Annotated in this window: 1 protein-coding gene; it reads left to right on the top strand. The window is 41.8% G+C overall.

Annotated features, from left to right (window positions below; all coding sequences use genetic code 11):
* The coding region (locus C2862_RS25035) for a hypothetical protein (RefSeq protein ID WP_136223767.1) at positions 1-405 on the top strand (405 nt) is incomplete at its 5' end.
* Between the last annotated feature and the right edge of the window lie 384 nt (positions 406-789).

Genomic DNA, 789 nt, shown 5'->3' with positions numbered 1-789 from the left:
AATGCGCCTTATTCAATCTTTGCTATAAAAAATGGCCCAAAATCTCACATTGGAAGACATTTGATGACCTCATTTCTTTCAATGAAGGGCCTAACGGAGTTGACTAATGTTGTGGGAAATTGGAGCGATAAGCGTGCTTCTGCCGTGGCCAGGACAACGTATACTCATCAGATAACAGCAATACCTGATCACTACTTCGCACTAGTTTCTCGGTACTATGCATATGATCCAATATCAAAGGAAATGATAGCATTGAAGGATGAGACTAATCCAATTGAGGAGTGGCAGCATATAGAACAGCTAAAGGGTAGTGCTGAAGGAAGCATACGATACCCCGCATGGAATGGGATAATATCACAGGAGGTACTAGACTACCTTTCATCCTACATAAATAGACGCATATAAGTACGCATTTAAGCATAAACACGCACTATGCCGTTCTTCTCATGTATATATATATACAGGCAACACGCAGATATAAGTGCGACGTGAACAGTGAGCTGTATGTGCGCAGCTCGCGTTGCATTTTCGGAAGCGCTCGTTTTCGGAAACGCTTTGAAGTTCCTATTCCGAAGTTCCTATTCTCTAGAAAGTATAGGAACTTCAGAGCGCTTTTGAAAACCAAAAGCGCTCTGAAGACGCACTTTCAAAAAACCAAAAACGCACCGGACTGTAACGAGCTACTAAAATATTGCGAATACCGCTTCCACAAACATTGCTCAAAAGTATCTCTTTGCTATATATCTCTGTGCTATATCCCTATATAACCTACCCATCCACCTTTCGCTC

The organism is Massilia sp. Mn16-1_5, assembly GCF_004798585.1.
GTDB lineage: Bacteria > Pseudomonadota > Gammaproteobacteria > Burkholderiales > Burkholderiaceae_D > Telluria.
The sequence above is the reverse complement of the archived record's forward strand: the minus strand, read 5'-3'. Positions and strand labels throughout refer to the sequence as shown.